Below are 23,453 nucleotides of genomic sequence, written 5' to 3'. Positions count from 1 at the left end.
ACGACGGTGATGGACTGAACGGCGATAAGGGCCAGTCCGCTGATACGGCCTAATGCCCGCCCCCAGTGATGTAATGCTCAAGCTGCTCGATGATGAACTGCTGCTCGGAGATGATGTCCTTCACCAGGTCGCCGATCGACAGCATGCCGATCAGCGCGTCGCCTTCCATCACTGGCAGGTGGCGCAGCCGGTGCCGGGTCATCAGTGCCATGCATTCATCGGTGGTCTGGGTGGCGCTGACGTAAATCACCGCATTGGTCATGATGTCGCGCACCAGCGTCTCACGCGAAGTGCGCTGCATCAGGATCACCTTGCGCGCGTAGTCGCGCTCGCTCAGGATCCCCTTGATCTCGCCATGCTCGATCACCAGCAGCGCGCCGATGCCTTTCTCCGCCATCAGCTGCAGGGCGGCGTAGACGGTCGCCGTGGGCGGGATGCTGTAAATGGACTGACTCGGCTTGGACTCCAGAACCTGGCGTGCGGTTTTCATCCCCAACTCCTTTTCCGTCGACAATGCAATGCGGCTGGCGGTGCCGGCAATCGGCGCCAATGCAATCAGAGTAGCAAAGGATCGCCCGCCCTTACAGGGTGACTTACGCGAATCTTTGTAAGCAATGCTGTGACGCATGCATGGCAGTCCTGACGTCAGGTCTGCGGACCGGCACCTTTTTCCTCAAGTGCCGCCAGGCATAGTGCCTGCATTTCGGACACCCATTGTGCCGGCCCCAGCGCCGCGCCCTGCAGCAACAGCCTATAGCGGCGCGCCCCCCAGACCGCCAGCACCAGCGCCTGCACCCTGGCGGCATCCGGGACCGCGGGCAAGTCAGGACAGGCACACAGCGCACTGCGCCACGCCTCGCAGAACTCCTCGAACACGCGCCGGTGGTGCTTGGGCTCGGCGATGCGCGGCTCCAGGCCGATGATATCGGCATCGAAGACGATGCCCGTGGCCGCATCGTCCGCGCCGCAGGCGATGGCCACCAGCCGCCGCACGCGCGTGCGCCAGTCGGCATTGGCCGCTTGCGTGACCTCGGCGTCGATGCGCGCCAGCATGGTCTCGACGGTGTGGCGCACATAGCCTGATGCCAGCGCTTCCTTGCTGGGGAAGTACTCGTACAGCGTGCCCACCGAGAACCCCGCCTCCAGCGCCACCGCGCGCGTGGTCAAGGCGTCCCAGCCGTCGCGGCGCCAGATCCGAACAAAGGCGTCGTAGATGGCGTTGACGGTGAAGTGCGCGCGCTGCTGCGACGGGCGCTTGAGCGGCTTGCTGCGCGGCGTGGCGGGCCGTTTCAGGCCGCTGGCGGCGGGCGCTTCGTTTCCGAACCCGGCGGCGGCGCCGCGGCGATAGATTCTTGGCATCGGCCTCACGGAAGTCATGGCGGACATTGCACGCCGGGCGGACGGGCCGCGAACCAGGAGAAGACATGGCAGCAACCGAAACGACCCTTGCCGTCACGCGGCTGTTCAGCCGCAAGGATGCCCTAAACGAAAGCCGTCTGGAAGCCGCGCACGAACCCGCCCGCGCCGCGCCTGGCGAGGTCCTGCTGCGCCTGGACCGCTTCGCGCTGACCACCAACAACATCACCTACGCCGCCTTCGGCGAGGCCATGCAGTACTGGGACTTCTTTCCCACCGGCCAGCCGCAGTGGGGCCACATGCCGGTGTGGGGCTTTGCCGATGTGGTGGACTCCGCAGTCGAAGGCATCGTGCCCGGCGAGCGCTTCTACGGCTACTTCCCCATCGCCAGCCATGTGCGCATGCAGCCCGGGCGCGTCACCGCGCGCGGCTTCTACGATGCGGCAGCGCATCGCGCCAGTCTGACCTCGGCCTACAACCAGTACACCCGCGTACAGAACGACGCCGCCTACGCGCCGGAGCTGGAGCACTACCAGATGCTGTACCGGCCGCTGTTCATCACCTCGTTCATGCTGGCCGATTTCCTGGAAGACAACGGCTTCTTCGGCGCCCGCCGGCTGGTGGTGTCCAGCGCCTCCAGCAAGACCGCCTACGGCACCGCCTTCTGCCTGCGTGACATCGACGGCATCACGCTGACCGCCCTGACCTCGGCCCGCAACCGCGGCTTTGTCGAAGGCCTGGGCTGCTACGACAGCACCGTCACCTACGACAAACTGGAGTCGATGCCCGTCGGCGAGCCCACGCTCTATGTCGACTTTTCCGGCGATGAATCGCTGCGCGCGCGCGTGCATGCGCATTTCGGCGACAGCCTGGTGTATGACTGCTATGCGGGCTCGGCGCAGAACACCGGCTTCCTGCGCGACCTGCGCCTGCCCGGGCCCAGGCCCGAGTTCTATTTCGCCCCGGTGCAGATCCGCAAGCGCAATGCCGACTGGGGACCGCAGGAAGTGAACCGGCGCTTCAACGCCGCGCAGGGCCGCTTTATCGAGCATGCGCGCGATCCGGCCAACGGCTGGCTGGCGCTGGTGGAGGAACGGGGCTTCGAAGCCGCGCAGGCGCGGATCGCGCGGCTGGCGGCGGGGAGCGGGGCGCCGCGGGAGGGGTATGTAGTGATGGTGGGATAAAAGCCGAACGGGCCCCGCATGGGCTAGCCGTTCGGTTAAGGCGTTGATAAGGAGCCGTAGACAGCTCTAGCCAGGCACTCAAAACTCGAGCGGCTTAATCTTCATTCGCTTCGCATTGCGGGCCAGTACGTCATCGAGCGTCGCCATGGTCTTGGCCTGGGCATCCAGCGCAGACGCAAGGTGCAGTGCATCCCCCGCACGGAGCCCCGTGGACGCATCCAGGGTTAGCACGGCAGCGCGATGGAACGTGTACGGTTCGACGGGCAATAACTGCAGGTCGCCAGCACACAGGCGTTCGAATGCCTGCCATGCAGATGCCCCCTGTTCGACTGACAGTTGTCTTGTCCGTTGCTTGATGCCGAGGGCGCTCGCGAATTCGGTCACACACCACGTGGCAGAGGCCATTTCTTCGGTACACGCCGCGTACCACTGCGAAACAGCGGGACTCATCGGCTCATTCACGCAGAGCGCCACCAATACACTCGTGTCAACGTACACCATCAGTAGCGCGCTCCGTGCCGCAGTTCCTCCATGACTGACTGCGTCATCGGCATCGCCTCGCGAGTCGACGCCAGTTCTTGCGCGAAAACCTTCCGGTCCCATTTGGCCGCGCGAATGCTTATTCCCCCATCCACGGTCAGGTTGGCCTGCACCTGGTCGCCCTCCTTGAGACCAGCGTGGCGAACGTAATCAGCGGGGATGCGTAGCGCGAGGCTGTTGCCCCATTTCGCGATTTGCAGGTTCATCACCCCTCCATTGATATACATTGACGTATATACATACTAGTGCATCGCGGATCCCGGATCAACACGTGGCCAGGAGCAGACGTGCGCAGGCGAGCCCGTCCCTATCAACTCTTTAACCAAACGACCAGCCCGCATGGGGCCCGTTTTCTCACTCCGTCAGCATCCGCACCTTCACCTTCTTGCCCTTGACCTTGCCGGCATTGAGCCGCTTCACCGCCTCGCGCCCGATACTGCGCTCCACCGCGATATAGGTCGACATCTCCAGCACGTTGATCTTGCCGATCTGCTCCTTGGTGAAGCCCGCCTCGCCGGTCAGCGCGCCCAGGATATCGCCGGGGCGGATCTTCTCCTTGCGCCCGCCCAGCATCTGCAGGGTCACCATCGGCGGCAGCAGCCGTTCCGTGCTGGCGGCCCGCAGTTCGGCCAGCGCTTGCCATTCGAACTCGCCGCCGTGGTGCTGTTCCAGGTTGCCCACGCGGCCCATCTCGTCCATGCTGACCAGGCTGAAGGCCCAGCCTTCCTCGTCGGCGCGGCCGGTGCGGCCGATGCGGTGCACGTGGACTTCAGGGTCGGGGGTGATCTCGACATTGATCACGGCCTCGAGCTGTGCGATATCCAGCCCGCGCGCGGCCACGTCGGTGGCCACCAGCACCGAGCAGCTGCGGTTGGCAAACTGCACCAGCACCTGGTCGCGCTCGCGCTGCTCCAGTTCGCCATGCAGCGCCAGCGCCTGGTAGCCCTGCGCGCGCAGCAGTTCCACCAGCTCGCGGCAGCGCGCCTTGGTATTGCAGAAGGCGAGCGTGCTGGCCGGCCGGAAGTGGTCCAGCAGGCGCCCCACCGCGTTCAGGCGCTCGCCCTCTTCCACTTCATAGAAGCGCTGGCGGATAGTAGTGTTGTCGTGCGTAGCCTCCAGCTTGAGCGACTGGGGATTGCGCAGGAAGCGGTGGCTGAGCTTGTCGATGCCGGGCGGATACGTGGCCGAGAACAGCAGCGTCTGCCGTTCCTTCGGGCAACGGCTGGCCACATAGGCGATGTCGTCGAAGAAGCCCATGTCGAGCATGCGGTCGGCCTCGTCCAGCACCAGCGTGTTGATGCCGGACAGGTCCAGGCTGCCGCGGTCGATGTGATCCAGGATGCGGCCGGGCGTGCCCACCACGATATGCGCGCCATGGATCAGGCTGTCGACCTGGGGGCGCATCGGCGAGCCGCCGCACAGCGTCAGCACCTTGATGTTCTCTTCCGCGCGCGCCAGGCGGCGGATTTCCTGCGTGACCTGGTCGGCCAGCTCGCGCGTGGGGCACAGCACCATCGCCTGCACGTCGAAGCGGCGCGCATCGAGCCGGTGCAGCAGCGCCAGCCCGAAGGCGGCGGTCTTGCCGCTGCCGGTCTTGGCCTGCGCCACCAGGTCCTGGCCCGCCAATGTGATCGGCAGGCTGGCCGCCTGGATCGGCGTCATTTCGTCATAGCCAAGCTGCGCCAGCGTGGCGAGCATGGTGGGCGAGAGCGGCAGGGCGGAAAAAGCGGTGCCGGCTTGCGGCTGGGCGGGGGTCGAGTTCATGCGCGATTATAGCGATCCGTGATTGTCGATCCGTCACGCATCGGCCGGCTGCCAGCCCAGACGGTCCAGCAACGCCTGCGCCGCGGCGGGCGCGCGTTCCTTGGCGCCGTTGATGAAGAAGACAAAAACCTCGCGCTTGCGCGCGGCGGGCTTGCGGTCTTCCACGGTGGGCAAATCGTCCGGCTGCCTGCCCCCGGCCCACGCACGCGCCCGTTCGGCCCACGCATCGAGCGCCTTGGGCGCATAGCCGGTCTTCAGCTTCTCGCTGCTGGCCATCAGCCGTGCATAGACGAAGTCTGCAGTGAGATCTGCCATCGACGGAAACTTGGGCGAATCGGTAAAGACCGTGGCGGCCTTGTACTTGCGCGCGAGCTTCAGGTAGTCCGGCGACTGGAAGCTGTCGTGCCGCACCTCCAGCACGTGGCGCAGCTTCACGCCTTCCACCGAATCCGGCAGTAGCTGCAGGAAGGCCTCGAAGTCCTCCGCATCGAACGACTTGGTCGGCGCGAACTGCCATACCACCGGCCCCAGCTTGCGGCCCAGTTCGGCAATGCCGCTGTCGATAAAGCGCTCGATCGATTCGCCGGACTCCGCCAGCACGCGCCGGTTGGTGGCAAAGCGCGAGGCCTTCACCGCGAACACGAAGTCATCCGGCGTCTCGTCGCGCCATTTGGCGAACGAGGTGCGCTTCTGCGTGCCGTGATACGTGCTGTTGATCTCGATCGCGCTGAGGTGGCGGCTGGCGTAGGCCAGCTCGCGCGATTGCGGCAGTCTGGCGGGATAGAAGTTGTCGCGCCACGGCGCGAAATTCCAGCCACCGATGCCGACGCGCACCTGATCCGCGGACGCAGAGGCCTTGCGTGACGTGGCCTTGGGCGTGGCCTCGGACCTTGTTGCAGGCGTGGATGCGGCTTTCGCCGCGGTGCGTGCTGCCATGGCGCGATCTCCCGAAACGCGAGACTGGCAGTCTAGCGGGAAACTGCGCCAGGCGGTGGCGGCGTGGCAATGTCTGCCGCACATAAAAAAACCGGAAGAGGGTGATGCCCCCTTCCGGCTCGCTTACCGATCCCCCGGAATCAGAACGAGAAGTTCACCAGGGCGTCCGTGTTGCTCACATCAGCCGGCTGAGTCTGCACCGCACCCGTGGCGCTGGTAGCCTGCACACTGTACTTGCCCGCGGCAGTGCCATTCGGCTGCAGCGGAATCGGCAGCGCAGCCTGGTAGGTGCCGATCATCGGCGCGGCCACCGGCAGCGCGGGTTCGGTCACAAACATGCTGTAAGCACCGGTATCGCTGGCCGCGGCGGTCGCGGCGATCTCGAAAGTACCGCCATTCGCCAGCTGCAGCGCGCGCAGGGTCGCTTCCGCCGAAGCCGGCGCAACCGTACCCGAAACCCGGCGGTAGGTCGACGCCGGCAGCGTCATCGGCGCCGCCGCGGTCGAGATTGCCGTGGGCGTGCCCACCACCACCGGCACGCTGCGCACGATGCCCGTCGCCTTGGCATTGGCTGCGCCCGGCACCACCACCACGTCAACCGGGCCGGCCGTGCTGCTCTGCTCGATCGGCGACAGCTTGAAGTTGCCGTTGGCATCCGCCACCGTTGCCTTCACCACCACGCCGTTGCGCTCGGCATAGACGCGTGCGCCCGGCGCCCCGCTTACCACACCGTTCACTTCACCGCTGACGATCGTCGGGACTGCCGTGACTACCGGCTTCAGGCCAAAGGTGCCATTGCCGCGCCTGACCACCGACTTGCACGCATCAAAGTCGAGCACCAGGTCGGTCAGCGTACCGCCCGCCACGGTGAATGGGCGGATGATCTTGATGCCGGACTGCACGGCGCTCGGCGTGTCCAGCGACTGCTCGGTGCCGCCGGTCGGCACCACGGAGTTCGCCAGCGCATTGGCGCCACCACCACGGTTGGCGTCCAGCACCAGGCGCACCTGCTGGTAGCTGCCGGCGGGCAACGCGGTCTGGCCCAGCGTGGTCAACACGCCATTGGTCAGCGACAACAGGTCGATTTTGCGTGCCGGCACCACGTCGACGTTGACCCAGCCGCTGGCATTGACATCGGCATCGGCGCTGCTGTGCACACGCACCTGGTTGACGGTCACAAAGACATGGTCATAGCCGCAGGATGGCGCATCAGTCATCGAGACCTGCAGCGTACCCTGCCCGCCGGAACCATCGCCGCCGCCTCCGCCTCCGCCACAGGCTGCCAACGCAAGGGCACCGCTCAGGGCAAGAATGCGCACGGGCGCGGATGTGAAAGATAGTGCTGACACGGTAGTGGCTCCATTTGTCGTAATAAGTCGATCAGAGCTTATGCGGCAGGGCGCACCCCGGCTGTAATTCTTTGTAATCCGTTGTGAAAAGGATCCAGAGCCTGTCTGCATGACTGATCAGGCAGAGGTCTGCACCAACCATGCGGTCCTGTGCGTCGCAGGCGACTGCGCGGGCAAAGACCCACGGCACCCCACGTGGTTCGCGGGGTGTCCCGAGGTTCGCCTCGCGAACTATAAAATGCACGATCACGCACAGAATTGAAACGTTACGTCGACAACAATCGCAAAATCAACAGGATATTGCTTAATCGCCTCAAGTCGGCTGTCCCCGCTCCGTTTACAGCGAGGTGGTAATCCCACCGTGCTGGATCTGAATTCAGCAAACGCCCCAAACGATTCCTTACGAAGGAACTTGCCGATGTTCACTACCCTCCGCGCGCGCATCGTGGCCCTTTGCGTGGCCATTGTCGTCATCGCACTCGCCATCAATACGGCGCTGAACCAGTTTGTCGCCAACCGCTATAACGAAGACGCCATCCACAGCAGCCTGGCCGCGGTGCAAAGCGGCCACGCCGGTGCCATTGCCGACTGGGTGGCCGCCCACAGCCAGATGATCCAGTCACTGCAAGACACGGCGCTGCAGCCCGAACCCGACGCCATGCTCAGGCAGATGGCCAGTGCCGGCGGCTTCAGCAATGTCTATGTCGGCTACGCCGACAAGCGCTCGACCTTTTCCAACCCCCAAGGCATTCCGCCCGGCTACGACCCCACCGTCCGCCCCTGGTACAAGCAGGCAGCGGCGGCCGGCAAGCCTGCCGTGACGCCGCCGTATGTCGACATTGCCACCGGAGACCTGGTGGTGGCCTTTGTCGTGCCGGTGGTGCGCGACGGCGCCCTCAAGGCTGTGGTGGCCGGCGATGTGTCCATGGACACGGTGATCGCCAACGTCAAGTCGATCCAGCCCACGCCCGCCAGCTTCGGCATGCTGGTGGCCAGGAGCGGGGAAATCGTGGCGCACGCCGACCACAAGCTCACGCTCAAGCCCGTCACCGAGCTGGTGCCCGCGCTCAATGCCGACAAGCTTGCCGCCCTGGTCAGCGCCAAGGCACCGATGGAGGCCGAGGTCGGCGGCAGCGCCAAGCTGCTCAGCGCGCGCGCCATCCCCGGCACCGACTGGATCGTCATCGTCGCGCTGGACAAGGCCGAGGCCAACGCGGGGATGCGTTCCGTGCTGATCGCCTCGGTGATCGCGCTGGGGCTGATCGCCGCCCTGGCCGCGATCGTGGTGTGGGGCGTGGCGACGCGCTCGCTGCGCGGCCTGGCCACCGTGCGCGACGCCATGGACGCGATCGGCTCCGGCGACGGCGACCTGACCCAGCGCCTGCCCGCCCAGGGCAACGACGAGGTCGCGCAGATCGCGCGCGCCTTCAATACCTTTGCCGACAAGCTCTGCGGCATCATGCGCCAGATCCGCGACGCCAGCGAATCCGTGCGCGCCGCCACCGACGAAATCGCCGCCGGCAACATGGACCTGTCGCGCCGCACCGAATCCGCCGCCGCCAGCCTGCAGCAGACCGCGGCATCGATGGAACAGATCACCGCCACCGTCGGCCAGTCCGCCAGCTCCGCGCAGCAGGCCAATGATTCCGTCACCGCCGCCTCGCGCGTGGCCGCCGACGGCGGCGAGGTGATCGGCGCAGTGATCACCACCATGGGCCAGATCGAACACGCCTCGGTCAAGGTCTCCGACATCATCGGCGTGATCGAAGGCATCGCCTTCCAGACCAACATCCTGGCGCTGAACGCCGCCGTCGAAGCCGCCCGCGCCGGCGACCAGGGCCGCGGCTTCGCCGTGGTGGCCGGCGAAGTGCGCGCCCTGGCCCAGCGCAGCGCCCAGGCCGCCAGGGAGATCAAGACCCTGATCGAATCCACCGTGGGCAGCGTCAGCTCCGGCTCCGACCAGGTCCGCCGCGCCGGAGACACCATGAGCGAGATTGTCCGCAACGTCTCCCGGGTGACAGAAATTATTGCCGGGATCACTAACGCTGCCACAGAACAGACCCGTGGCATTCAAGAGGTGAATATGGCGGTGACCCAGCTGGACCAGATGGTGCAGCAGAATGCGGCGCTGGTTGAGCAATCGACCGCGGCAGCGGCGGCGCTGCAGGCGCAGGCGGGGAGCCTGGCGGGGGCGGTGGGGCAGTTCAGGCTGGGGTGACGATCTCCGGGAAACTATCGCAGTTTCCCGCCCCCCGGTAGCCGCTCCCGCCCCCCACCAATCGCCCTGGATCCAGCCGCCCGCAGAATTCGCTTGAACGTCGGGCATTCCATCTGGCTTGGCGCCGGGCAGACCGCCGCATGCCGCAGCCCGTCACGCATCGCAGTCAGCTTGCGGATGGTCCGATCCAGTTCGTCCGCCTTGGCCGCCAGTCTCTGCCGGTCGATCTGCGGCTGGCCCTGCGGCGAGAACATCTGCGCGATATCGTCCAGCGAGAAACCGGCGGCACGCCCCAGCACGATCAGCGCCAGCCGCTCCAGCACGCCGGCATCGAACACACGCCGCATCCCGCTCCGGCCGATGGACGCGATCAACCCTTTTTCCTCGTAGTACCGCAGCGTCGATGCCGGCACACCAGCCTGCCGGGCCACTTCCGAAATATCCAGGCTTTTCACCGCTTGACCTCAAGTCCACTTGAACTGGCAAAGTGTAGCTTCCAAACCAGGCAAGGAGATACGACCATGGGTGAGCAACAGCAGATCCACATCAACGGCGGCGACCAGGCCGCTCTGTGGAACGGACCGTCCGGCCAGGCCTGGGTCGAGGAGCAGGCGGTGCTCGACGACATGCTCCGGCCGCTGGAAAACCTGCTTGTCGAAGCGGCCGGCAAGATTGCAGCACGGCATGTGCTCGATGTCGGCTGCGGCACCGGCAGCACCACGCTTGCGCTGGCGCAGCGGATCGGTGCGCAGGGCCGATGCACTGGCATCGATATATCCGAGCCGATGCTCGCCACCGCACGGGCCCGCGCGCAACGGGACGGCTCCACTGCGAGCTTTATCCGCGCCGATGCGCAAGACTACGCGTTCGCCCCGGCAAGCTTCGACATGATCGTGTCGCGCCTGGGCGTGATGTTCTTCAGCGATCCGGTCCTGGCCTTTGCCAACCTGCGCCAGGCAGCAGCGCCGGATGCCACGCTGCACTGCATTGCCTGGCGCAGCGCCGCTGAGAATCCGTTCATGACCACCGCCGAGCGAGCGGCCGCACCGCTGCTGCCAAACCTGCCGCCCCGTCAGCCGGGTGCGCCGGGACAGTTCGCCTTCGGCGACCGGGAGCGTGTGTTGTCGATCTTGCAGGCGAGCGGCTGGCGCGACATCGATATCCGTCCGATTGACATCGCATGCACGCTGCCGGAGCCTGCGCTGGTAGCGTACCTGTCCCGGCTTGGCCCGGTCGGCCTGGCCCTGCGCAATGCCGATGCAGGCACGCGTGTGCGCGTCGTCGAAACAGCACGCGCCGCATTCGAGACTTACGTGCATGGCGCAACCGTGCGCTACACGGCAGCTTGCTGGATCATCACTGCGCGGGCAACCGCCGCATCGCAACCGGCTGGGGAGACTGCCTATGCCTGATACCGCGACGGCGCTCCTGTTCAATGCCATCGCAATCGGCACCGCGCCACGCTGGCGATGAGCGGTACAGCGGCAACCTGGTGTGTCCAATCCAGAGCCCGTCAGAGACCACGCACGCCGCGGCATTCGGGGAACGTGGCGCAACCCCAGAACGGCTTGCCCGCATTCGCGCCCTGCCTGGCGATGCGCTGGATCATGGCGCTGCCGCAGCGCGGGCAGCCGGGTGCGGCGGCTGGCGACATGTCGGTTGGCTGCGGCGGCTCCGCGGTGGGTGCAGGCGCGCTCGCGGCCGCAGGTGGCTTTGTGCTCGATCCCGTCGGTGCTGCAGCGCTGGCGCGCTTGATCAGCGCAGTGAGTGCTTGCCCATTGATCAATTTGATGTTCCGCCCGGACGCGAAGGCCCGCGCATCGGCCGTGAACTGTCCCGATGTGACAACGAATCCTTGTGCCGCACCCTGCGCAGCCATCGCGCCATACAGTTCGCGCACCACCGTGACCGGCACTTTGTAGGCTCGCCAATGCTTGCACTGCACCAGCGCCAGTTCGTTGCCCTTCCTGAGCCGCAGGTCGATTCCCTCATCCGCACCGCCGCCACCGGTCTCGGCAACGGCGTAACCGCGCATCCGGAACACCTCCCCTACCAGCCGCTCGAAATCGCGCCAGGTCATCTGGCGCAGGGCATCGCCAGACTGGTTCGCCGCGACGCTGCGTACCAGCCCTTGCCGCTTGCGGCGACCCAGCCATGACGCCAGCGCGCCGGCCAACAGTGCCAGCGGCACAATGTACTGCCCGTATGTCGACAGCGCCTTGACCACCTGCGACACGACCATTTGACCCATCCGCCCCGGTACAGCGGTGGCCTGCGCCTCGGCCATTGCATAGCTGTGCAACACCACGTAGGCAAAAATGGCCAACGCAACGCCCACCCACCATGGCAGTGCGGCGGCAATGCCATACAGATCCTCGAAAACGCTCGATTGCTTCCTGCGACCCATGGCGACCCTTTCCCTTCTTGCTTTTGTCAGTCGGAAGGATGCCGTGCGGGGGCTGGCATGTCGTCCCTGCGCACGCGGGGAGCGAGCGCAGGCAAGAGGGATCAGCGCCCCGGATATGTGACCCTGGATGCGCACCCGAGGCAGCGAGCAAGGCGTGCCGCATCGCTCCGTGGGCTATCGCACCCAGGCTCATGCCGCCGCGCCAGCCCACGCCGGCGCGGCGGCGGTCCTGCACCAGCAAAGCAGCATGCTCGCAGCCACACGCAGGCCGCTGAGCGGATGGATCAGACAATGGCGCACCTGTTCGCTGCGGCTTTCGCCATACAGGCACCACATGCAGAAGTGCTCGCAGTTGTTGGTCAGCAGGCGGTAGCGGTCCTCGCCCAGCCGTGAGCGGGCTCGCCCGACGGATTCGGCGGCACTGTAGCGTGCCATCGGCGTGTTCAGGACCGTAATGCCATGGCCCGCGGCAAAGGCGGCCAGGCTCAGTTCTTCCACCGGGCCGCGCTGCTGCCGGTGGCAATAGCCAGCGTAGTGCACCACCATGCCACGCCCGACGTAGATGCCGTGATGCGCGTAGCCGTGGCGCGGCGTGACAAGGTGGGCGCCGACGGGCGGATCGGCATCGAGGGCGACACGCGCTGCCAGGGCATGCGGGTTGCCCGTGCCCTGCGCCGTTGCCTTCATCGTTTCGCTGTGGGATGCCATCGCCGTCTCCGTTGCAGGCCTCTGCTGGGCCATGCCCGGTAACCGCATAGGGCGTGCCAGTGACGGACGCGATGGGATACGAGTGGCGCGGGCGTTGCGCGAAGGGGAACGATGCGAAGGATGCGGGACACAGCGCGTTGCCGAGCCGCCGCGCATCGCAGAAACAGGGCTCTGCCGGCTTGATCAATTGATCAAATTCCGAACACTGCCAGGATCCATTGATCAAAGGATCAAACCGCTGACAAAGCACCGCGACGATGGCGCTACATCCGCGCCGCGACCGGCTTATTCCGGCAGCGGATACTTCCTGGCGTTCATCTCCATCTTGGCCCGGATCGCCGCGTCCAGGTCCACGTCCAGCGCCGTCACCAGTTGCGCCAGGTAGATGGTGATGTCGGCAAGCTCCTGTTCCACATGTTCGCGCTCGCCGGTGGACATGATGGCGCGTGATTCCGCGTCGGTCTGCCACTGGAAGATCTCGACCAGCTCGGACACCTCCACGCTCAGCGCCATGGCGAGGTTCTTGGGGCTGTGGTACTTGCCCCAGTTACGGGCTTGGCCGAAGTCCTGGGCGGCTTGCTGGAGGTTCTTGATGTCGATCAGCGGCATGATTGTATGGCGATAACACTTCAATGCGCGCCGGCATCCGCTGGCGCAAAACGCAGATTTAAGCACGACCCGGCCACCCTCGACACGCGGGCCGCCTGAGGCTTACCCTTCTCTTGTGCACCCACCGTCGCAACGGAGGCACTCCATGCGGCCGACTCCCGGCCTGGCATTTGCCACTCTGGCCGGCACGCTCGCCTGCCTGGCCATCGCCATTGCGGGTTGGGGCGGCATCGGCCCGTTCTTCGCGCACCCGGCGCGCGTGATGCTGACGCTGGTCCTGTTCGCCTTGTCCATCGTCGCACTCTTCTCTGGCGGCAATATCAGTAGCGGCATGCGAGAAGATCGCGGCAACCGCTGGGTGCTGGCCGCGTTTGGCGTACTCGGCCTGCTGGCGGCTTACCTGCCGCCCTTTACCGACCGCATCGGCTTCTGGACGCTCGACCGCGACACCATGCGCTGGATCGGCGTGGCGCTGTTCGCCGGCGGCGGCGTGCTGCGGCTGTGGCCGGTGTTTGTGCTGGGGCGGCGCTTCAGCGGGCTGGTGGCGATCCAGCCGGGGCATACGCTGGTGACCACCGGCATCTACGGCGTGATCCGGCATCCGAGCTATCTCGGCTTGCTGATCAGTTCGCTGGGATGGGTACTGGCGTTCCGCTCCGGCGTGGGCGTGGTGCTGACGCTGCTGATGGTGCCGGCGCTGCTGGCGCGCATCCGTGCGGAAGAAGCGCTGCTGCGCGACCAGTTTGGCGATGCGTACGCGTCGTATTGCGCCCGGACCTGGCGGATGCTGCCGGGCATCTACTGATCGCGGTGCAGCGGCGCCCCGCGCACTTGGCTGATCGATCTGCCAGACACCAAGGGTTATCCCTAGCCACGCATTCCCATTTTCCGGGACTAGTGGTTTTGATTTTTGGGAATCAGGTCCTATCCTTGGCTCCTATGTTGAATGCCGTCGACCACCCCACCGCCGTGAAGCCCGCGACCTCCGCGCCCGCCGAACCCGGCCAGCCTGCGGGCGGTGCGGATCGCGTGTTGTTCGTGCTGGCGGCGCTGGCGCAACACGGCGCGCCGATCACCGTGCGTGAGCTGGTTGCCAGGACCGGCCTGCCCAAAAGCACGCTCTACCGGCAACTGATGATGCTCAAGCGCTGGGGCTTTGTGCTGGAGTCCGACGGCGAATACGCGCCGGGCCCGATCAGCCTGCAACTGGCGCTGGGCTTTGACATGGCCTCGCACCTGGCGCGCGAAGCCTTGCCCGACATGCGGCTGCTGGCGCAGCAGTCCGATGAAAGCGTAGGCCTGGTCGTCGCCGTCAAGGATCACGCGGTGTGCCTGGAGATGGTGGAGAGCCGCCAGTCGCTGCGCTGCTCGTTCGAAAAGGGCCGCGGCGTGCCGCTGCGCGCCGGGGCGTCGGCCAAGTCGCTGCTGGCGTTCATGCGCGACGAAGCGCGCGAGCGCCTGGTCCGCGCCCAGTGCGAACCAGACGAAGCCGAACGATTGCTGGCCGAGCTTGCCGCCATTCGCGAAACCGGTTACGCCGTCAGCGAGGGTGAAGTGGACCCGGGCGTGTGGGGCATAAGCGCACCGCTCTTCTCCCGGCGCAGCAAGGCCGATGCGCTCGGCTCCATCACGCTGATGGTGCCGGCCACACGGCGGCAAGGGCGTGAGACCGCGCTGATCGACATGACCGTGGCCGCGGCGATGCGGATTTCCGCCCGGCTGCAGTCTTACTGAATACCAGGCTACCAAGCAAACCATTACCGCCGCCGTCGGCAGACCCATGCGACGGCAGATCCCTCGTTCCCGAGAATAGGAGACTTCCATGAACCTTCGCCGCAAATGCCTGATGGCCGGCCTGGCAACCCTGACCGCCCTGACCCTCGGCACCGCCGCGCATGCGCAGGACAATGCCGTACTGCGCGTGGCCACCGACGCCACCTTCCCGCCGATGGAATTTGTCGAGAACGGCAAGCGCACCGGCTTTGACGTGGAGCTGGTCGAGGCCATGGCCAAGACGATGGGCAAGCAGGTCGAATGGACCGACATCGACTTCAAGGGCCTGATCCCCGGGCTGGTCTCGCGCCGCTTCGACATGGCGGTTTCCGGCATCTACATCACGCCCGAGCGCCGCAAGGTGGTCGACTTCACCGAGCCCTACTACATCGGCGGCCTGGTGGCGCTGGTCAAGAGCGGCAACACCACCATCCACACCCCGGCCGACCTGAACGGCAAGAAGGTCAGCGTGCAGGTGGGCACCAAGTCGGTCAACTTCCTGCGCGACACGTATCCGCAGGTGCAGCGCGTGGAAGTGGAGAAGAACCAGGAAATGTTCAACCTCGTCGAGATCGGCCGCGCCGACGCCGCCGTGACCGGCAAGCCGGCCGCGACGCAGTACGTCAAGACCCGCGGCGGCCTGCGCATGGTGGAGCAGCCGCTGACCACCGAGGAATACGGCATGGCCGTGCGCAAGGACACGCCCGAGCTGACCCGCGCCCTCAATGCCGCACTCGCCAAAGTGAAGGCCGATGGCACCTACGCCAGGCTGACCCAGAAATGGTTCGGCGCGGCCGCCAAGTAAGCCGCGCGGATTCTCATCATGGAATTGGATTTTTCTCCTGTTTTTGCCGGCTGGCATGACATCCTCCACGGCGCCGTCGTCACCGTGGAGGTGACGGCCTGCGCGCTGGTGCTGGGCTGCGTCATGGGCCTGCTGGTCGGCATCGGCCGGCTGGACCCGAAGCGCCGCTTCGTCTACGGCCTCTGCACCGCCTACGTGACCTTTATCCGCGGCACGCCGCTGCTGGTGCAGCTGTTCCTGCTGTTCTTCGGGCTGCCGCAGTTCAACATCCTGCTGCCGGCCTTTGTGTGCGGCGTGATCGGGCTGGGCATCTATTCCGGCGCGTACGTGTCGGAAATCGTGCGCGGCGCCATCCAGTCCGTCGACAAGGGCCAGATGGAAGCCGCCCGCTCGATCGGCATGTCTTCCGGCCAGGCCATGCGCGCGGTGATCCTGCCGCAGGCCATCGTGCGGATGATTCCGCCGCTGGGCAACGAGTTCATCGCCCTCATCAAGAACTCGGCGCTGGTGTCGCTGCTGACCATTGCCGACCTGATGCACGAGGGCCAGAAGATCATCAGCGTGTCGTACCGGTCGCTGGAAGTCTATCTGGCGATCGCGCTGGTATATCTGATCCTGACGAGCGCGGCCGGGCTGATCCTGCGGCGCGCCGAACAAAGGCTGCGCATGGGAGGCATGGTGCAATGAGCGATTCCGCAATCATCCGGATCCGGAACCTGGGCAAATCGTTCGGCGGCCATACGGTCTTGCGCGGCATCGACTTCGATGTGGAGCCGTCGCAGGTGGTGGTCGTGATCGGCCCCAGCGGCTCAGGCAAGAGCACCTTCCTGCGCTGCTGCAACGGCCTGGAGCAACCCGAGGCCGGCACCATCGACATCGTCGGCAAGCGGCTGGTGAGCGACGGCCAGCTGATTGGCGAGCACGAGCTGAACCAGCTGCGCACCGAAGTGGGCATGGTGTTCCAGTCGTTCAACCTGTTCCCGCACCTGTCGGTGCTGCACAACGTCACGGTGGGCCCCCGCATGCTGCGCGGCGCCTCGCGCGAGGAAGCCGAGCGCAAGGCGATGAGCCTGCTTGAGAAAGTCGGCCTGGCGCACAAGGCGCACGCCATGCCCGCCAGCCTGTCGGGCGGCCAGAAGCAGCGCGTGGCCATTGCCCGCGCCCTGGCCATGGAGCCGCGCGTGATGCTGTTCGACGAGCCGACCTCGGCGCTCGACCCCGAGCTGGTGGGCGAAGTGCTGCAGGTGATGAAGGTGCTGGCCGCCGAAGGCATGACCATGGTCGTGGTCACCCATGAAATGGGCTTTGCCCGCGAAGTCGCCGACGTGGTGGTCGTCATGGATGGCGGCGGCATCATCGAGGCCGGGCCGCCGTCGGTCATCTTCTCGGCGCCGACGCAGGAACGCACGCGCGGCTTCCTGCAGGCCGTGCTGACGCGGGCGTGAGGATGGCTGTGACGCAGAATATCTGGCAGGGCCGCATCGACAACGGCGAGCGTGGCGACACCACGCGCCTGTTCCGCATCGTGCAAGCGCTGGAAACGGCAGACGTGACGCCTCTCGGCGGCGCCACGGTATTGCTCGGCTTCCGCTGCGACGCCGGCGTGCTGCGCAACCAGGGCCGTCCCGGCGCCGCGCACGGCCCCGACGCCATCCGCCAGGCGCTGGCCAACGTGCCGGCGCACGGGCTGCCCGCGCTATACGACGCCGGCAATGTCAGTTGCGAGGACGGCGACCTGGAGTCGGCCCAGCTGGCGCTGGCGGGCACCGTGCGCGACGTGCTGGCGCGCGGCGGGCTGCCGCTGGTGCTGGGTGGCGGCCACGAAGTCGCCTGGGGCACGTGGCAAGGCCTGCGCGCGCACCTGGATGCGCAGGACGATGGCGGGCGCGTGCTCATCATCAATATCGACGCCCACTTCGACCTGCGCACCAGCCGGCCCGCAAGCTCCGGCACGCCATTCGACCAGATCGCCAACGCCTGCGCCGAGCGCGGGCAGCCGTTCGACTATATCTGCCTGGGCGTGAGTCGCCTCAGCAATACGCCGGCGCTCTTCAGCCGCGCCGACGAGCTGGGCGTCAGCTACGTGGAAGACGTCGACATGCAGGAGCGCCACCTGGCATCGCGTCTGGCGGAACTGGCGGCGCGCATCGATGCCACGGACCACTTGTACCTGACCATCGACCTCGACGCGCTGCCGGCGGCGGTGATGCCGGGCGTGTCGGCGCCTGCCGCCTATGGCGTGCCGTTGCCGGTGGTGGAGGCAGTCGCCTTGCTTGCCCGCCGCAGCGGCAAGCTGCGCGTGGCCGACCTGGCGGAGTACAACCCGCAATACGACCGCGACCACCTGGGCGCGCGCGTGGCGGCGCGCCTGGCTTGGCGCCTGTTCGGCTGACCGGCAGGTCACGCCCTCCCGGCCGGCTGTTTCCAGCGATAACCCGGGGGGCTGGGGCGGTGATGGGGGTGATTTCGTTGGCGGTGGGGGTGGTTAATGCGGCTTGTTTGACTTGAGGCGATCTTGCCCTAAGGTTCACGAAGTTCCATTGCCAATTGCATGACTCGCCCGATGCCGTCTCAGGACGACCTGACCATTCGACTTGCCACCAAAGCCGACGCGGCCGCGATTTCGGCGGTTCTTGCGCTTTGCTGGCATCAGGCATATGGGGAGTTGCTCCCCAGAGATCTGCTTGCGAATGTGACTGCGGAAAGCCGTCTGCCAGCGAGGCATCGCATTCTCGCGGATTCTTCGGTAGCCTGTTTCGTCGCGACCGGTGAGGCTGAAGTTGTCGGCTTTGCCGATTGCGGACCAAGTCGCGGCGCGGAGCAGGAAGGTTGGGGGGAGGTTTACGCCCTCTATGTATTGCAGTCGTTTCACGGCAGGCGAGTTGGTCTGAGGCTGATGTCTTGCTGCGCGGCAGCCTTGGCGAGGCGTGGTTGCAGTTCGATGCGCCTGTGGTCTCTCGAGGAAAATGCGCGGGCACGCAAGTTCTATGAGAGTGCGGGCGGACGACTGGTAGACCGACGTTCGTCGGCCCGCGGCTCAATGGTACTGACCGAGGTGGAGTACCACTGGGACCTAATCGGCATGGAGCGGTTGGCTGCGGTTTTGCCGGTACCGTCCCAGTGACTCGCAGTACCTCCTACTTCGCCGGCGCCTTGACCAGATCGCCGGTGTAGCTCAGCGACGCGAGGTCTGCCGTCGCCTTCTCCGGCGTTTCCAGCTCCAGCACGACGCGGCCCACCATCAGCCCTATCGACGGTGAGCTGCGCACATACTTCGTCTCGCCCGCAGCCAGCACGAAGCTCAGCGTCTTCTCGGTTTCGGTCGCAGCCGAGGCCAAGTACTTGCCGGCCGGGCGGTCCACAAAGAAGAAGCCGCCGGGCTTGGACTCGCCCACTACCTGGTTGTTAAGACGCAGATCCGGCTGGATCGCGGCGCCGAACATTGATGCCGAGCGCAGAAAATAGATCCGACCCTCGCCCGGCTTCAGCGTCGGCATCGACGCTTCCATGTCAGCATGTTTCACACCCGAAGCACATCCAGCCAGCAACGACGATACCGCCAGTCCGGCGATCAGCATGCGTGCAACCCGTTTCATTCCGATTCTCCCAAGTTCAAAGGTACTGCGGTGGATAGCGGGGAATAGTTCTGTTCCCCGGGCAAATAGAAGCCCACCAGGGTCTTGTCGCGGATGACCAGGTAGGCCTCGTGGACCTGACGGCCCTCGATCGTAAAAATGGTGCCGATGGGCCGGTAGACGTCGCCCTGTGGAACGTGGCCAATCCTTGACCAGATGGACTTTTCGGGCAGCGTGCGGGAATAGCCCGTGTCAAGTCGGACGGTTGTGGCTGTCAGGATCTGGATGCGTCGGGCTGCCGTGCTTGGTTGCGTGCCTCCGATAGTCGACGGAGTCGTCGCGATCATCGGGGCACAGGCCGCAAGCGCCAAGCAACATCCGGCGGCAAGTTCAAGGCGCCGAAAATGAAGAAGGAATGACGTTTTCATTCAGGTAACCGTTTGAATCGATATTTTGAGAAGTGCTTCGCAGTACCAGTAGGAATCCCTCCAAGCCGCAGGCTCATGTGAACCTGCATCGAATCTTCCGAAACTAGATCTCCTTGGTCATCTAGATAGAGCATTGCCATCGAATCCGTAGTATTTGGTCCGAATTCTGATCTGCCACCTTTGCTAGCTCCTCCCCATATGATCTTTCCATGGGAGCCGGTGCATACGAATCTGCCCTTGTCTTCAAGCAAGACGGCGCGTGATGCGCTTTTCTCATTCTCATAGTTCACGCTGATCTGAAATGACCGCCCGGCAACCCTCGTTACTTCTCCGTATTTTGGATACGAGGTATGGCCTGCATCGGATCTTGCAGCGCTCATGAATGTCATCGCCTCTGCGTTATTGGCAAATGGGAAGACATAGTCAATGCGCATTGTCTTGGCCCAACCTTGAGCCGTGGCGTCCCATCCAAGAGCTCACCTCTGCCCTCATATCGCCCACTCAGGTCGGGGCAAGCAGCGTTAACGTAGCCAGCCGGATCGATATTGTTGCCGCCGGCCCCTGGGTAGTTCGGGGGTGAATGAAGGCACCCCCGAACTACCCAGGGCTATCACCGCAACTATTGTCCATCCTCTCATTTTCGTTCCTTCGATTGCTGAGTCTGGTTACGAAAAACGGACCAATCGATTCCGTACTGATTGAGCAACGTCACACCGGCAAACGGCGCTGCCAGTGGAATGTCGATATCGGTCTGGATCTCGAACATCATTCGCTGGAAAGCGGTCATTCCTTCCTTCAAATTCCCCAACTGATCATAGGCCGTCAGGCTACCCAGATAGTCATGGGGACCAGCAAAGGATTCGAGCACCTTGTCGGTAAACGTGCCAGGAGGATATGGCGACTTCAGAAGCGTGCCTGACAGGCCTTGGAATCCGCCCGTGATCCCACCTTCCTTGTTAAGCGCCTCATTCAACGTCCATAGCTTGTCCGTATCGGGGTTGATCTCCGTTGCATTGAACGTCAGCGCCCCGTCCGAGCGCTCGACAATGAACCCATACTTTCGCAGATCATCGAAGCTGACTCGTGTCCCAGCAAGCTTGACTCCGTCCCCATCTATCCCCGCACTCGGGCCCGTAGCATTGGAGACCAATTGTGCGTCCCCGCTTTTGTCAGCGCCGTCATAGATTCCCCTGAATTGCTGGGAGGATTCGATCTGATCCTGCCGCATGGCATCTGCCGCCCACGCCACAGCCGCGGTCGCAAAACCTGTCATAGCCCCGACCTTGCAGTCGCCCTCGGACATTGCTGCGGTGCCACAACCAGCAGCACCAGACGCCAACAGACGGTCCACACCATAGCTGGACCCAAAGTATCCCGTCAGTCCCCCGGTCACTGCCCCAGCGATACCCGCAGTCGCCAACTTATCGAGCTTGATCTTGCCAGTCATGCCAAGCTGAATGGTTGCGCTGGAAGCAATGCTGCCTAAGGCGCCGGCGATGGCCAGGTTGGCCATACCTCCGGCTGCAAATACCGAACTCGCCAGAATCCCGCCTGCAGCCGTCGCTTCCGCGATGGATCCAGTAGCAATCAGGGCGGCCATACCTGCCTCGGCCGCGGCCAACTGTGCCGCTGCCAAGGCAGCCGCCGCGGCACCCGCGGTGACCACTGCAAGCGCCACGGCCGCCACAATCGCCACAATCTGGCCAATCGGCCCAAACCCCTTCTCCTCCTTGATGAACTCCTGATCGATGTCATCGCTAACTCTTGTGCAGCGTGACCGGGTCCATCGTCTTGTTGACCAGCGTCGGCGCGGTGATCGAGATGTCGCCGGCGAGAGATTGGATGGCACCAGCCTGGTTGGTTGCGCTGTCGCGGGCCGTGAGCGCGACATCGCCCTGCGCGACCAGGGTGCCGTTCAGGTTCCGGATATTGGCAGCGTTGATGACAAGCGTCTTGCCGGCGGCCACGGTGTTGGCCGTCTGTTGCCACGTCAGGGTGTCAACGTGCGGATCGGCCTCGCGGCATGTCTGGGCACCCGGCAGGCAACCTGCGGTGGTGGTGAGCTTGCTGTCGTAGGTGCCCTGGTTGGTGAAGGTGCCCGGTGTCGTGATCGTGAGATGGCCCACGGCCGCCAGGTCGCCCGCGTTGGTCAGGTCACCGGTCCCGTTCAGGTTCAGGTTGCCGCCTGCCATGATCTGGCCGGCTTTGCCGTGCTGGATGCTCACGGCCGGCGCGGCAGGGGCGACGACCGCACTGCCATCGGCTGCCTTGCCGATCAGCAGCGGTGTCGCGGGCACCTGCGGGCCCGAGCAGTTGTCGCCACAGTCGTTGCCCGGCTGCCCGTAGAACATCTGACCCGCCCATCCGGCATTGGGCGCGTACTGTGCCAGGGCACGCAGTTGGTCGAGGAAGGCGTTCAGGCCGCCCGCGGTGACGACATCGGTCACCCCATTGGCCAGATTCTCCGAGCGGCCATTGTCCAGGGCGCCCACGTTCAGGGTTGCGTCCTGGCCCGCCGCGATCACGCCACCCTTGTTCGAAAGCGTCGTCGCCGTGGGGTCCAGCTTGCCACGCGCGATGATCTGGCCCGCAACGCCATCGGTCTGCTGTTGTACGGTGCGTTCCACCGTGGGCAGGATCAATGTCGGCGGCGTGGGCGGAACAATGCCGAAGCCATGGCTGGCGGCCGCGTCGGTGGCGCTCACGCCGAGGAACCAGGCACCGGCGGTGCCGAGGCTATCGCCGGCCGGCACGGCCGCCATGGCGAACTGCAGCGAGATGGTGCCGTCCGGGTTGCGCAGGAGATCACCCAGCGTCACGTTGACCGGTGCACCCAACTGCGGGGAGCAGCCGTCGCAAGTCGGCATGTGCCACGGCTGGTAGCTGCCGATCACCGTCGAATTGAGCAGCGCGTCATTAGTGACCGTGCCCGTGGTGCTGCCAGCGTCGATGGGCGCCGCACGGTCGTTGATGACGGCGTCGGCGGCGATGTGCACGTTGCCCTGCGCGCCCAGCACGCTGCCGCTGTTATTGAGCGTCCCGCCGAGATCGAACCTCAGATTGGCTCCGGCCTGCGTGGTGCCGCCGCGGTTGTCATAGTCGCCCCCTGTCACAGCCACGTTGCGCAGTGCCTCGACGGTCCCGGAATTGGCGATATTGCCGGCCAGCGCCAGGTCGCCATTGGCGTGGATAACACCGGTGTTGCTCAGGTTGCCCGCCGACAGCGAGACGTTGCTGCCGCCCACGATCTGGCCGCTGTTGTCCAGCGTGCCGCCGGTGGCCAGCGTCAGGTCACCCGCCTTCTGGATCGTGCCGGTGTTGGTGATGTCTTGGGTCGCATTGAGCACGACATTCGTGCCAGGCACATCCCACGTGCCCTGTACTTGATGCACTGACCGTGCTCCCGTCTTGCTGGATGGGCACGGCCTGGACTCCTGGTGGCTACGAACACGTTTCGACGATGCGTCCGCAGCGCGATTCGCCGCGCTGAAATTTAGCGCGACGATAACAAGCGGAATATTGGCTGAATATGGGACATGCCTTAATTAGCCCCATGCTCAATACTCGTTGGAAATGAACGACGAAATTTCTACGAAATTGTGGTCGTCTGCAACGATAGGCACCGACATTGATTCAGATCATTCCCACATTCAGGAAGATTTGCTCCCTCCTTCCGCGCCAAGCACGCCCCCTACTATCACAAAAACTCCGACGCAGGACTAAGTAAAATCCTATTCTTGGTACGCATTTTCTAAATTTCCGACGTATTGGAATAATTCGACCAATCAGATTTCCGGCGTA

General features: G+C 64.9%; 26 protein-coding genes. 10 read left to right on the top strand and 16 right to left on the bottom strand.

Going from position 1 to position 23,453, the window contains the following annotated elements:
• Window positions 1-49: 49 nt before the first annotated feature.
• Together ACREYQ_RS00420 and ACREYQ_RS00415 are read right to left on the bottom strand one after the other, a co-directional pair.
• Complete coding sequence (locus ACREYQ_RS00420; RefSeq protein WP_078194692.1) at window positions 50-490, bottom strand: CBS domain-containing protein; 441 nt, start codon at window positions 488-490, stop codon at window positions 50-52.
• A gap of 155 nt (window positions 491-645) precedes the next feature.
• Complete coding sequence (locus ACREYQ_RS00415) at window positions 646-1,359, bottom strand: TetR/AcrR family transcriptional regulator (RefSeq protein WP_432258858.1); 714 nt, start codon at window positions 1,357-1,359, stop codon at window positions 646-648.
• A 65-nt stretch (window positions 1,360-1,424) separates the two neighbouring features.
• Here ACREYQ_RS00415 and ACREYQ_RS00410 point away from each other — a divergent pair, with 65 nt between their 5' ends.
• Window positions 1,425-2,540 carry a DUF2855 family protein gene (locus tag ACREYQ_RS00410; RefSeq protein WP_432258857.1) on the top strand — a complete coding sequence of 372 codons (1,116 nt, stop codon included), beginning with the start codon at window positions 1,425-1,427 and terminating at the stop codon, window positions 2,538-2,540.
• A 78-nt stretch (window positions 2,541-2,618) separates the two neighbouring features.
• On the opposite strand, the gene ACREYQ_RS00405 is transcribed toward ACREYQ_RS00410, so the two are convergent.
• The 5 genes from ACREYQ_RS00405 to ACREYQ_RS00385 form a co-directional block, all read right to left on the bottom strand.
• Window positions 2,619-3,041 carry a type II toxin-antitoxin system VapC family toxin gene (locus ACREYQ_RS00405; RefSeq protein WP_432258856.1) on the bottom strand — a complete coding sequence of 141 codons (423 nt, stop codon included), beginning with the start codon at window positions 3,039-3,041 and terminating at the stop codon, window positions 2,619-2,621.
• A complete protein-coding gene (locus ACREYQ_RS00400; protein WP_432258855.1) occupies window positions 3,041-3,286 on the bottom strand; it encodes an AbrB/MazE/SpoVT family DNA-binding domain-containing protein in 246 nt (81 codons plus the stop codon). Before ACREYQ_RS00400 ends, ACREYQ_RS00405 begins: the two co-directional genes overlap by 1 nt.
• Window positions 3,287-3,434: 148 nt before the next feature.
• Window positions 3,435-4,844, bottom strand: a complete 1,410-nt coding sequence (gene dbpA, locus ACREYQ_RS00395) for an ATP-dependent RNA helicase DbpA (RefSeq protein WP_432258854.1) — start codon at window positions 4,842-4,844, stop codon at window positions 3,435-3,437.
• Window positions 4,845-4,877: 33 nt separating this feature from the next.
• Window positions 4,878-5,780: a DUF72 domain-containing protein gene (locus ACREYQ_RS00390; RefSeq protein WP_432258853.1), complete on the bottom strand. Its 903-nt coding sequence runs from the start codon at window positions 5,778-5,780 to the stop codon at window positions 4,878-4,880.
• Between the two features lie 140 nt (window positions 5,781-5,920).
• Window positions 5,921-7,129: a DUF4382 domain-containing protein gene (locus ACREYQ_RS00385; protein ID WP_432258852.1), complete on the bottom strand. Its 1,209-nt coding sequence runs from the start codon at window positions 7,127-7,129 to the stop codon at window positions 5,921-5,923.
• Window positions 7,130-7,547: 418 nt separating this feature from the next.
• Here ACREYQ_RS00385 and ACREYQ_RS00380 point away from each other — a divergent pair, with 418 nt between their 5' ends.
• A complete protein-coding gene (locus ACREYQ_RS00380; RefSeq protein ID WP_432258851.1) occupies window positions 7,548-9,347 on the top strand; it encodes a methyl-accepting chemotaxis protein in 1,800 nt (599 codons plus the stop codon).
• 14 nt (window positions 9,348-9,361) lie between these two features.
• On the opposite strand, the gene ACREYQ_RS00375 is transcribed toward ACREYQ_RS00380, so the two are convergent.
• Complete coding sequence (locus ACREYQ_RS00375; protein ID WP_432258850.1) at window positions 9,362-9,802, bottom strand: helix-turn-helix domain-containing protein; 441 nt, start codon at window positions 9,800-9,802, stop codon at window positions 9,362-9,364.
• 66 nt (window positions 9,803-9,868) lie between these two features.
• Here ACREYQ_RS00375 and ACREYQ_RS00370 point away from each other — a divergent pair, with 66 nt between their 5' ends.
• The gene (locus tag ACREYQ_RS00370; protein WP_432258849.1) at window positions 9,869-10,759 is read left to right on the top strand and encodes a class I SAM-dependent methyltransferase; all 891 of its coding nucleotides are present in this window, start codon (window positions 9,869-9,871) and stop codon (window positions 10,757-10,759) included.
• Window positions 10,760-10,860: 101 nt separating this feature from the next.
• Here the strand turns inward: ACREYQ_RS00370 and ACREYQ_RS00365 are convergent, their stop codons facing one another.
• The 3 genes from ACREYQ_RS00365 to ACREYQ_RS00355 form a co-directional block, all read right to left on the bottom strand.
• Entirely contained in the window at window positions 10,861-11,754 is an 894-nt protein-coding gene (locus tag ACREYQ_RS00365) for a restriction endonuclease (protein ID WP_432258848.1), read from the bottom strand.
• A gap of 189 nt (window positions 11,755-11,943) precedes the next feature.
• Complete coding sequence (locus ACREYQ_RS00360) at window positions 11,944-12,462, bottom strand: lecithin retinol acyltransferase family protein (protein WP_432258847.1); 519 nt, start codon at window positions 12,460-12,462, stop codon at window positions 11,944-11,946.
• A gap of 285 nt (window positions 12,463-12,747) precedes the next feature.
• A complete protein-coding gene (locus ACREYQ_RS00355) occupies window positions 12,748-13,071 on the bottom strand; it encodes a nucleotide pyrophosphohydrolase (RefSeq protein WP_432258846.1) in 324 nt (107 codons plus the stop codon).
• A 145-nt stretch (window positions 13,072-13,216) separates the two neighbouring features.
• Here ACREYQ_RS00355 and ACREYQ_RS00350 point away from each other — a divergent pair, with 145 nt between their 5' ends.
• The 7 genes from ACREYQ_RS00350 (at window position 13,217) to ACREYQ_RS00320 (ending at window position 18,773) form a co-directional block, all read left to right on the top strand.
• Window positions 13,217-13,876 carry a methyltransferase family protein gene (locus ACREYQ_RS00350; protein WP_432258845.1) on the top strand — a complete coding sequence of 220 codons (660 nt, stop codon included), beginning with the start codon at window positions 13,217-13,219 and terminating at the stop codon, window positions 13,874-13,876.
• A gap of 134 nt (window positions 13,877-14,010) precedes the next feature.
• Window positions 14,011-14,805, top strand: a complete 795-nt coding sequence (locus ACREYQ_RS00345; protein WP_432260444.1) for an IclR family transcriptional regulator — start codon at window positions 14,011-14,013, stop codon at window positions 14,803-14,805.
• An 88-nt stretch (window positions 14,806-14,893) separates the two neighbouring features.
• Window positions 14,894-15,649 carry a glutamine ABC transporter substrate-binding protein gene (locus ACREYQ_RS00340; RefSeq protein WP_432258844.1) on the top strand — a complete coding sequence of 252 codons (756 nt, stop codon included), beginning with the start codon at window positions 14,894-14,896 and terminating at the stop codon, window positions 15,647-15,649.
• 18 nt (window positions 15,650-15,667) lie between these two features.
• Window positions 15,668-16,336 (top strand): amino acid ABC transporter permease, encoded by a 669-nt coding sequence (locus ACREYQ_RS00335; RefSeq protein ID WP_432258843.1) that lies wholly within the window; start codon window positions 15,668-15,670, stop codon window positions 16,334-16,336.
• Window positions 16,333-17,094 (top strand): amino acid ABC transporter ATP-binding protein, encoded by a 762-nt coding sequence (locus ACREYQ_RS00330; RefSeq protein WP_432258842.1) that lies wholly within the window; start codon window positions 16,333-16,335, stop codon window positions 17,092-17,094. The genes ACREYQ_RS00335 and ACREYQ_RS00330 overlap by 4 nt, the downstream gene beginning before the upstream one ends.
• A gap of 2 nt (window positions 17,095-17,096) precedes the next feature.
• Window positions 17,097-18,041, top strand: a complete 945-nt coding sequence (gene hutG / locus ACREYQ_RS00325) for a formimidoylglutamase (protein WP_432258841.1) — start codon at window positions 17,097-17,099, stop codon at window positions 18,039-18,041.
• A gap of 171 nt (window positions 18,042-18,212) precedes the next feature.
• Window positions 18,213-18,773, top strand: coding sequence for an N-acetyltransferase family protein (locus ACREYQ_RS00320; RefSeq protein ID WP_432258840.1), 561 nt, complete (start codon window positions 18,213-18,215; stop codon window positions 18,771-18,773).
• Window positions 18,774-18,786: 13 nt separating this feature from the next.
• On the opposite strand, the gene ACREYQ_RS00315 is transcribed toward ACREYQ_RS00320, so the two are convergent.
• The 5 genes from ACREYQ_RS00315 to ACREYQ_RS00295 form a co-directional block, all read right to left on the bottom strand.
• On the bottom strand, window positions 18,787-19,245 hold the full coding sequence (locus ACREYQ_RS00315) for a DUF2846 domain-containing protein (protein ID WP_432258839.1): 459 nt from the start codon (window positions 19,243-19,245) through the stop codon (window positions 18,787-18,789).
• Entirely contained in the window at window positions 19,242-19,652 is a 411-nt protein-coding gene (locus ACREYQ_RS00310) for a hypothetical protein (RefSeq protein ID WP_432258838.1), read from the bottom strand. Before ACREYQ_RS00310 ends, ACREYQ_RS00315 begins: the two co-directional genes overlap by 4 nt.
• Window positions 19,649-20,086 (bottom strand): hypothetical protein, encoded by a 438-nt coding sequence (locus ACREYQ_RS00305; RefSeq protein ID WP_432258837.1) that lies wholly within the window; start codon window positions 20,084-20,086, stop codon window positions 19,649-19,651. The genes ACREYQ_RS00310 and ACREYQ_RS00305 overlap by 4 nt, the downstream gene beginning before the upstream one ends.
• Before the next feature lie 200 nt (window positions 20,087-20,286).
• A complete protein-coding gene (locus ACREYQ_RS00300) occupies window positions 20,287-21,252 on the bottom strand; it encodes a hypothetical protein (protein WP_432258836.1) in 966 nt (321 codons plus the stop codon).
• Window positions 21,253-21,409: 157 nt separating this feature from the next.
• The gene (locus ACREYQ_RS00295; protein WP_432258835.1) at window positions 21,410-23,044 is read right to left on the bottom strand and encodes a hypothetical protein; all 1,635 of its coding nucleotides are present in this window, start codon (window positions 23,042-23,044) and stop codon (window positions 21,410-21,412) included.
• Window positions 23,045-23,453 lie beyond the last annotated feature (409 nt).

It is taken from the genome of Cupriavidus sp. TMH.W2 (assembly GCF_050847365.1).
Classification (GTDB): domain Bacteria; phylum Pseudomonadota; class Gammaproteobacteria; order Burkholderiales; family Burkholderiaceae; genus Cupriavidus.
This window is presented reverse-complemented; position numbering and strand designations above follow the sequence as displayed.